The sequence below is a fragment of the Sphaerochaeta sp. S2 genome, assembly GCF_016406725.1.
In the GTDB taxonomy this organism is placed as follows: domain Bacteria; phylum Spirochaetota; class Spirochaetia; order Sphaerochaetales; family Sphaerochaetaceae; genus Sphaerochaeta.
This window is the reverse complement of record NZ_JAEKNT010000018.1, coordinates 1-8,657: the sequence shown is the minus strand read 5'-3', so window position 1 is coordinate 8,657 and position 8,657 is coordinate 1. Positions and strand designations below refer to the sequence as shown.

The 8,657-nt window shown below is 46.5% G+C and carries 10 protein-coding genes; 2 read left to right on the top strand and 8 right to left on the bottom strand.

Annotated elements, in window-relative coordinates:
- The 4 genes from JF818_RS00445 to speA form a co-directional block, all read right to left on the bottom strand.
- Positions 1-382 (bottom strand): arginase family protein (locus JF818_RS00445; RefSeq protein ID WP_198890033.1); only part of this gene is annotated, 382 nt, incomplete at its 3' end.
- Positions 383-394: 12 nt separating this feature from the next.
- Entirely contained in the window at positions 395-1,510 is a 1,116-nt protein-coding gene (gene nspC / locus JF818_RS00440; protein ID WP_198890032.1) for a carboxynorspermidine decarboxylase, read from the bottom strand.
- 3 nt (positions 1,511-1,513) lie between these two features.
- Positions 1,514-2,719 (bottom strand): saccharopine dehydrogenase family protein, encoded by a 1,206-nt coding sequence (locus JF818_RS00435; protein ID WP_198890031.1) that lies wholly within the window; start codon positions 2,717-2,719, stop codon positions 1,514-1,516.
- Between the two features lie 3 nt (positions 2,720-2,722).
- Complete coding sequence (gene speA / locus JF818_RS00430; protein WP_198890030.1) at positions 2,723-4,630, bottom strand: biosynthetic arginine decarboxylase; 1,908 nt, start codon at positions 4,628-4,630, stop codon at positions 2,723-2,725.
- A gap of 250 nt (positions 4,631-4,880) precedes the next feature.
- Between speA and JF818_RS00425 the strand changes: the two genes are divergently transcribed.
- Positions 4,881-5,888, top strand: coding sequence for an SPFH domain-containing protein (locus JF818_RS00425; RefSeq protein ID WP_198890029.1), 1,008 nt, complete (start codon positions 4,881-4,883; stop codon positions 5,886-5,888).
- A gap of 17 nt (positions 5,889-5,905) precedes the next feature.
- Positions 5,906-6,088, top strand: a complete 183-nt coding sequence (locus JF818_RS00420; protein ID WP_198890028.1) for an Arc family DNA-binding protein — start codon at positions 5,906-5,908, stop codon at positions 6,086-6,088.
- Positions 6,089-6,125: 37 nt separating this feature from the next.
- Here JF818_RS00420 and JF818_RS00415 read toward each other — a convergent pair whose 3' ends face one another.
- The 4 genes from JF818_RS00415 to JF818_RS16285 all read right to left on the bottom strand — a co-directional run bounded on the left by JF818_RS00415 (position 6,126) and on the right by JF818_RS16285 (position 8,613).
- Positions 6,126-7,904: a 5'-nucleotidase C-terminal domain-containing protein gene (locus JF818_RS00415; protein ID WP_198890027.1), complete on the bottom strand. Its 1,779-nt coding sequence runs from the start codon at positions 7,902-7,904 to the stop codon at positions 6,126-6,128.
- A 78-nt stretch (positions 7,905-7,982) separates the two neighbouring features.
- A complete protein-coding gene (locus tag JF818_RS00410) occupies positions 7,983-8,273 on the bottom strand; it encodes a toxin-antitoxin system YwqK family antitoxin (protein ID WP_198890026.1) in 291 nt (96 codons plus the stop codon).
- On the bottom strand, positions 8,270-8,416 hold the full coding sequence (locus JF818_RS00405) for a hypothetical protein (protein WP_198890025.1): 147 nt from the start codon (positions 8,414-8,416) through the stop codon (positions 8,270-8,272). The genes JF818_RS00410 and JF818_RS00405 overlap by 4 nt, the downstream gene beginning before the upstream one ends.
- Before the next feature lie 62 nt (positions 8,417-8,478).
- A complete protein-coding gene (locus JF818_RS16285) occupies positions 8,479-8,613 on the bottom strand; it encodes a DUF72 domain-containing protein (protein WP_255528418.1) in 135 nt (44 codons plus the stop codon).
- Positions 8,614-8,657: the final 44 nt, after the last annotated feature.

The following is an 8,657-nucleotide window of genomic DNA, read 5'->3' as shown; positions in this document are numbered from 1 at the left end:
GGATACCGATCTCCCCTTGGGGCAATCGGTCTCTCAAGAGAGGAATTGCTGCATTTGATACTGAATGCTCACCACCGAGAAGTACAGGGATTGCTCCATGGTCATACGCCTGGAGGATAGCTTCAGCAGCGGCTGCTATCGCTTGTTCAACCATACCTTCTGTTCCAAGCGGTTCCCTGGTATGAATTCCCAAGGCACCAGGATTCCCAAACCCCTCAACAAGTTGTTCAAGCTGTGATGAAGCCTCTATAATGGCATTTGGTCCATTCGCTGTACCTCCCATGTAGGAGACTGTATCCTCCAAGGGAAAGGGTATTACATGAAATCGTGCTGTTTCCTTGTCACAGTTGGGAAATTCTGAATCCAAAAACCAGTGTTCCATTCTCTCTCTCTCCTACGACAAGCGTCGTTGATAATCATCAAACCCGAAGGATTTTACCACGGTATAAGTCTCATCACGATAGATGCCGATATCAGGCAAGGCAATCCCATTGAACATGGTGGTCTTGACCATGGTGTAGTGCATCATGTCACAGAGTATAAGATAGTCACCAATCTTAGGTGCTTTCTCAAAGGTATAACTGCCCACCCAGTCCCCTGCCAAGCAGGATGATCCACCAAGACGATAGACACCACTCTCTTCCAGTTGCGCTCCGATTACATTTGGGGAGTACGGCATTTCCAGACAGTCCGGCATATGGGCCGCAAAGGAGGCATCAATCATCAGTGTCTTGATATCACCATTTTCAACGATATCAAGAATTTCGGTTACCAGATACCCAGTTTCCCATACAAAGGCTGCACCAGGTTCCAATATGAGTTTGATGTGGGGATATCGATCATGGAAATCCATGATCGTTTTCCTGAAAAGATCCAGGTCATACCCTTTCCTGGTTACCAGATGGCCTCCACCAAGATTCAACCACTCAATATCACCAAGTAAATGCCCCCAATGCTTTTCAATTGATGAAAGCGTATGGGCCAGTTCCTGTGCACCACTCTCACAGAGGTTGTGGGAGTGCAGTCCACTCACCCCCTCTGGGAGTTGTGGAAGATCCTTGGGAAGAATACCCAAACGGCTCCCGTAGCTACAGGGATCATACAAGGCAGTAGAGACTGTTGAGTACATGGCATTGATGCGAAGCCCCAATTGAGCATTGCTACTTCTATCCCGATATGTCTCCAACTGGGAAACAGAGTTGAACGTAATATGTGTTGCCATTGAGGCAATGGTTTCAAATTCGTTCTTCTGATACACGGGAGCATATGCATGGATTTCATCAAAATAGGGAGATGCAAGAAGTGCCTCATTCAATGAAGAGGCTGTTGCCCCGCTTGCCACAGAGGCCAGCTCTGGGAATACCGCGTGCATCGCAAACCCTTTAAGAGCGAAGAGGAATGAGAGGGGAAGATCCTTCTGCAACTGTTCAATGATGGAAAGGTTCTTTTTCAGAAGCTCATACTCCAACACAAATGCTGGAGTATGGCTGATCTTTTTTAAATCGATCATTGGCTATTCACCAAAGGCAAGCTTGCCATCGACAACCACTTCCCAGGGAAGGCCCAATGGCCCAAGTTCCTCAAGGAATGGATCAGGATCGAATTGTTCCATATTGTTTACCCCAGGCTCCTTCCAAATGCCACGGGCAACCAAACTGGTTCCAAGAGCGGCAGGAACACCTGTTGTATAGCTCACTGCCTGTGCTTTTGTATCTTGATAGGCCATCTGATGACTGCAGTTGTTGAATATGTAGAGGGTTCTCTCCTTGCCATCCTTGATCCCCTTGATCTGGCAACCAATGGAGGTTTGTCCCTTGTAGTTTTCGCCAAGGGAGGAAGGCTCAGGAAGTACGGCCTTGAGGAACTGCAATGGTTGGATTTCCATTCCCTGGAACATGACAGGCTTGATGCTGGTCATACCAATATCCTCCAGTACCTTGAGATGGGTGATGTATTCCTGGCTGAAGGTCATCCAGAAACGAGCCCGTTTCAGACTTGGGTAGTGTTTTACCAAGGATTCCAATTCCTCATGGAAGAGCAAATAGCTCTCTTTTCCCCCGATTCGTGGATAGTCCACGTTCTGGTGTATTTCCAAGGGCTCCGTGCTTTTCCACTCTCCCTCTTCGTAGTAGCGACCATTTTGCGTAATCTCACGGATATTGATCTCAGGATTGAAGTTGGTAGCAAAGCTCTTTCCATGATCCCCTGCATTACAGTCTACAATATCGAGGTAGTGCATCTCGTCAAAATAGTGTTTTGCAGCATAGGCGGTGAATACATTGGTCACCCCAGGGTCGAACCCACTTCCAAGCAGTGCTGTCAGGCCAGCCTGCTTGAACTTTTCCTGGTAAGCCCACTGGTAGGAATACTCAAAATGGGCTTCATCCTTTGGTTCGTAATTTGCAGTATCAACATAATCAACACCATATTTCAGGCAGGCATCCATGATCGGGAGATCCTGGTAAGGAAGCGCAACATTGAGTACCACATCAGGCTTGAAACTCTCCATGAGAGTGACCAAGGCCCCAACATCATCGGCATCAACCTGTGCAGTTTCAACAGGAACTGGTCCTGCCTCAGCAGCAATTGCATCACATTTTGCTTTTGTCCTGCTTGCAAGCAAGATCACTTCATATAAGTCTTCCATTCTGGCAGATTTGCGTACGGCAACATTACCGACGCCACCTGCACCTATGATCATCAAACGTTTCTTTTCCATGTTTTACTCCTCTTGGTCGGTTTCGTAGTAGGTATATCCTCTGAGTCCGGCTGTATAGGCAGCAATGATGCGCCGCCTCTCAAGCGGGGTTATTCTTCCATCCTGAACTGCACGTTCAGCTTTGTTTCTGATCAGAGCCTCAAGATGTTTTGGCTCATACTCCACATAACTAAGTACATCAGCCACAGTATCACCTTCCAACTCATTATGAAGTCGGAATTTCCCATCCTCATAGGTAACTGAGGCAACATTGGTATCTCCCAGCAGATTGTGCAGGTCCCCCAGTGTTTCCTGGTAAGCCCCAACCAAGAAGACCCCGAGGATGTAGTCATCATTCTCAGGAAGGGTGTGAAGGCTAAGGGTGTTCTCAACCTCCCAGCGACCAATGAATCGATCGATTTTTCCCTCGCTGTCACAGGTGATGTCACTCAGGATTGCCTTTCTGTCCGGTCTCTTGTCCAGCATATGGATCGGCATGATGGGAAATAATTGATCAATCGCCCAAACATCAGGAAGTGATTGGAAGAGACTGAAGTTTCCGTAGTAGATATCAGATAATTGCTGCTCCAGCTTCTCAAACTCAGGGGACTCAACCTCCCCATAGGTCTGCTTGATCTCCGCAACAATAGACCAGTAAACATGCTCTGCTGCAGCACGCTCCCTCATATTCACCTTACCATAGAGAAACTTGTTTCTAATCTCCTCACGGTAATAGTCCAGGTCGTTCAGGCACTCCTGTGCATTCTTTTCGTTGAGCATCTTCCTCACGTAAAGCAGGTTCTCCAATGCTGGAAGAACCTCCGGGTCGAGATTTGCCTCAACATCCTCCCCGTTCCAGAAAATATTGGTATCAAGGACGTTGAACAGCAGGACCGAATAGTAGGAGACCAATGCTCTTCCTGACTCACTGAGCAAGGTTGGATGGGTAACATTCTCTTCCTTGCAGATGGTCATCACTTCCTCTACAACGTCATCACAATACTCTTTGGTGGAATAATTTCGGCTGTTCGAGCTATCAGTATGAGAACCATCATAGTCAATTGCCAATCCCCCGCCGATATCCAACAAGCCCATTGGGGCTCCCTCATGCACCAATCCACAGTAGAAACGTGCTGCTTCCGTTGCACCCATACGGATGTCACGAATGTTTGGGATCTGGCTTCCCAGATGATAGTGCAGTAATTTCAGGCTATCGAGCATCTGCTCATTCCTGAGCTTATCAACCACCTGGATAACCTGTGTGGTATTCAGTCCAAAAACACTGCGGTCCCCACCACTGTCTGTCCAGTGTCCACTTGCAACGGTTGAGGGTTTCATTCTCAGTCCAATATTTGGCTTAATACCCATTGCCCTGCTTCGTTCAAGAATGATATCCACTTCTCCCGGCATCTCCACCACCAGTACGGTTTGAACACCCATGGAGAGGCCTCTCAGGGCCAAGTCAATATATTCCTCATCCTTGTATCCATTACAGACAACATAGGCTTCCAGATCATCGATATGAGCAAGGGCAAGCAAAAGCTCAGCCTTGCTGCCGGTCTCCAAACCATGATGGTACTGCTTACCGTATTTGCATATTTCCTCAACAACCTGTTGTTGTTGGTTTACCTTGATAGGATAGACGCCCCGGTAGGTACCGGTATAGCCGGCTTCCTTCATGGCACCAAGGAAACTCTCATTGATATGTTGGATCCTCGAGTCAAGGATATTTGAAAATCGCAGGAGTACGGGCAATTTCATACCTCTCTCTTGCAAACCCTTGACTATGGATAACAAGCTTACTTGACTTTTTGGGTCTTTATCTTTTAGCCGTACTTCCACTTCTCCTTTCTCTGAGACATGAAAATACTCATTTCCCCAGGAATCGATGTGATACAGCTTTCTTGCATCATCTAGTGTCCAAGTATCCATTACTTCTCCTCATAGGTCTTTTCGTTTCATCAGTATACCAGAATTTATCGACAATGCACACAACAGTAATGGTGTACAGATGCAGAGTAAAGAACCCTTCAATTTGGGAGGTTCAACAAGTATAAGCATATAAATGTCTTGCATCTCATGTAATTTATAAGTCTTAATCTTGACAAATATCATAGATTAGTGAATTATCTAATTGATATCATTATGATATCTTTTACTATCATACCTTGGAGGCATTTGTATGAATGAACCTGTCTACTCAAAAGAAAAAGTCCTGAACCGACCTTCAATCGGATTGACAATCCTGGTAGTCAATGTGCTACTTATTCTCTTGTCATTTGCCCTGTTCATCTTTGGAATGGCTGCAGATATCCCAGGAGCCATACGTGCAGTTGTCATTACTCTTGGAGCACTCTATGGTTTTATCATTGGTCCAATCCTGTTTGGCGGATTGAAGATCATCAAACCAAATGAAGCATTGGTCCTTACCTTGTTCGGCAAGTATTATGGGACACTCAAGAAAGAGGGCTTTTTCTTCGTAAACCCTTTTGTCACTGCAGTGAATCCTGCATCGTCATCAGAAAATTCTTCAGGTTCCTATAAGCTGGAAGGAAAACCGGATGCGAATAAGAGTGGAACTACAGCCTATTCAATACAGATTCCAAAACGAAAGTTATCCCTCAAAGCAATGACGCTGAACAATGAGAAGCAGAAAATCAATGATTCACAGGGCAATCCAATCATTATCGGTGTTGTCGTTATCTGGAAAGTGGTTGATACCGCGAAAGCGGTGTTTGACGTTGACAACTATGTGGATTATCTTTCCATACAGTGCGATAGTGCTTTGAGAAATGTGGTACGGCTCTTCCCCTACGATAGTGATGATGATGAAAAATCATTGAGAGGAAGCAGCAGGGAGGTAGCAGAGGATCTGCTTAAGGAACTGCAAGGCAAGGTTACCGTTGCGGGTCTGGAAATTCTGGAGGCAAGAATTACCCACCTCTCTTACGCACCAGAGATTGCTGCAGCAATGTTGCAGCGTCAACAGGCTTCTGCTATTATCGCCGCGAGACAAAAAATTGTGGAAGGAGCGGTTGGAATGGTCCAGATGGCTCTTGAGCAGTTGAATGAAAGTGAGATAGTGAACCTGGATGAAGAACGTAAGGCTTCCATGGTAAGCAATCTTTTGGTGGTTCTTTGTGGAAACAAGGAAGTACAGCCAATCGTAAACAGTGGGTCGCTTTATTAGCATAAGGATGATGACGTATGGATGCAAAGGATAAGAGCAAGAAACAGGTATTGTTGCGTCTTTCGTCATCGCTGTGGAAAGAGCTGGCCGCTTGGGCGGAGGATGACTTCCGCTCCATAAACGGCCAGATTGAGTTTCTGCTCACCGAGAGCGTACGTAACCGCAGAAAAGCGCTCAAGGATGACGATCAAGAGACATAGTATTGTGGGCTGGCTTGATGACCAGCCCACTCTGCTATTATTTGATGATCCCCTGTTTCTTCAGCTCGTTAACATTCAATGGATTATTGTAGGGTGATTCAAGTTTCCCCTCATTTACCATCTTGATCACCTGCTTGCGATAGGGACTATCAAGGTTCACCCCAACGATCTTCCAGTTGTTGTCTACCTTTGGATATATCGTCCCCTTTTCCTTGATGTATGCTACGAGCATATCACGAATTGAGTTTGGACTCTCCCATTCCCGTACCCCAGATACCAGTTTCTGTGCTTTCAGGGCCGAAGAATATCGGTAGTTGTTCACGGCAAGGGTAAGTTTCTGTGTATCAGAGAGCGGCTTGCCCTTGAACATGACATTCTTGATCCTCTGCCCTTCAGGTTTGCTCAGGTCGATCTCATAGTCCACACCGCTGAACATATCATAGAGATAACCCGGTTTGTCTGGGTTGAAGCTGATGGAGATATCACCAGGTTTCCACTGGTTGTAGCAGGTTGCTGACCACTCCATGTAGGCTTTCAGCTCAGCACCAGTGACTGGTACTCGATAGAGGGTATTGTCGTATTTGTAGATACCAAAGATGGTTCCGTAGTTGATCGGACCCTTGGGAATATCACTGGTATCGGCAAAGAGCGCTGCTGCTGACACATCGGCACCACTGTTAAGCAGTTGTACCTCATTGATGAAATCCATGACAGCGGTATCACGAAGTTTTCCCTCGGGGATACCCATAATCTCATTCTTGGGTTGGAAGTCAACGGCTGCTGTTCCAAAGATACCACCGCTGGGACTTCCATCAGCAGAGGGTGCTCCACCGGAAATAAAGTCCCTGGTTGCTTGATGAGCTTCCTTGATGAAAGCATTCCCCCTGATCAACTCACTCGGTTCATAGTCAGTCATATCAACGATGGTCACTTCCTGTCCATCAACCTGCTTGTTCTCATCAAGACTGAGGTCGATGCGGATAACCTCACGACCGAGGTTCTTTGCCCCACCGATAGCAATCCCATTTTGTACCTCTGCAATCGTGGTATGGGCATGCCCAACGATAAGCACATCAATCTCAGGACAAAGCTCAAGGATAGCAAGGCCTCCATCACTGCCACCGTCAACATCATACTCAGGATACAGTCCCACGTGAGCTACAACTACCAGGACATCAACTTTATCATCAAGGATATCCACTACCCGTCTTGCAGCAGGACCTACCGGGGCATAGACAAAGGGATCGGTCTTTTCGCCATCCCATCTAGGAGCATTTGGATTGGTAAGGCCTATGATTCCGACCTTTACTCCAGATCTCTCTACTATGGTGTACGGAAGGGCAGCCATGGTACCGTCAACACGTGACATATTTGCGGCAAGCACTGGAAAATTTGCCAGTTCCTGGATTCGTTTGATCAGGTTTTCCCCAAAATTGAACTCATGGTTTCCCAATGTAAGACTGTCATAATCCAAGAGATTCATCGCACGGATGACAGGATGCTCACCCTCTCTCTTGTTGTAGATATCATCAGTCATGATATTCCCTTGGATAACGTCACCATTATCTACCAGGATGACAGCTGGATGTTCTTCACGCACCTCCTCCACATAGGTAGCAATACGAGCCATTCCATTGTTGTTTGTCTCCTTGTCGTTCTCATAACTGAATCCCCAGACATTTCCATGAATATCTGTGGTGGCAAGAATGACCAGCTCCTCCGCCTGTTCCGGCAGTGGTTGTGCAAAGAGGAATCCCATTGTGATGCAAAGCATCAGAATGCCGAGCAATACCCGTTTCAAGAGTACTCGTTTCATCATTCTACTCCTTTTCCCCGATTCCCAATCGGTTTGTGTGATATCTCTATTCTACCACCGCTTCTCCAGAATCCAATATCAGTGGTACAACCGTTTTGCAATTTCTTTCCCGTCTTCGAACTGTGCCTCATACTCAACAGCCCCTACACGGTCATACCGGACCCATGGACCATGTTTCACCCCATGCCTGAAACTCCCTACCTGCCAGACAATTCCATTTTTCCGATAGTAATGCCAAAGTCCATCCATAAGATTATCCTTGATGGGTCCCTCAGCCTTGATATTTCCATCCTTGAAGAAATAGGTCAGTTTTCCACCCTGCATTCTCTGTTCCACCTGACCGTTAGCATACGTTTTTTCTTCTTTCATCGTTTCCCTCCTTGTTGATGCACAATAAAAAGAGCAAGAATCGTATAGATCCTTGCTCCTAGATTATGATTGTACACAAATGGATTACTGCAGATCTGCCCTGCAGAGAGTTCTGGTAGTTTCATGACAGGAAAGCCAACCATTCTGCTTGCCTCCTGATTACACTTTACCGTAGCACACCTTCCAAGATTCGTACATCGTCTGCCTATGCCTCTTGAAGATAATCCATCAACTTCCTGATGGTAAGCGGGGCGCTCCCTTCATAGTGATTGTTCACATTGATGTATATTACCTTACCCTCCTGTGCTAGCTTTACCAGTCTTGGGGCAATTGCGACCAGTTCCTGATCATGGCTTTCAAGAATTCGATCCCACTTCCCTCCAC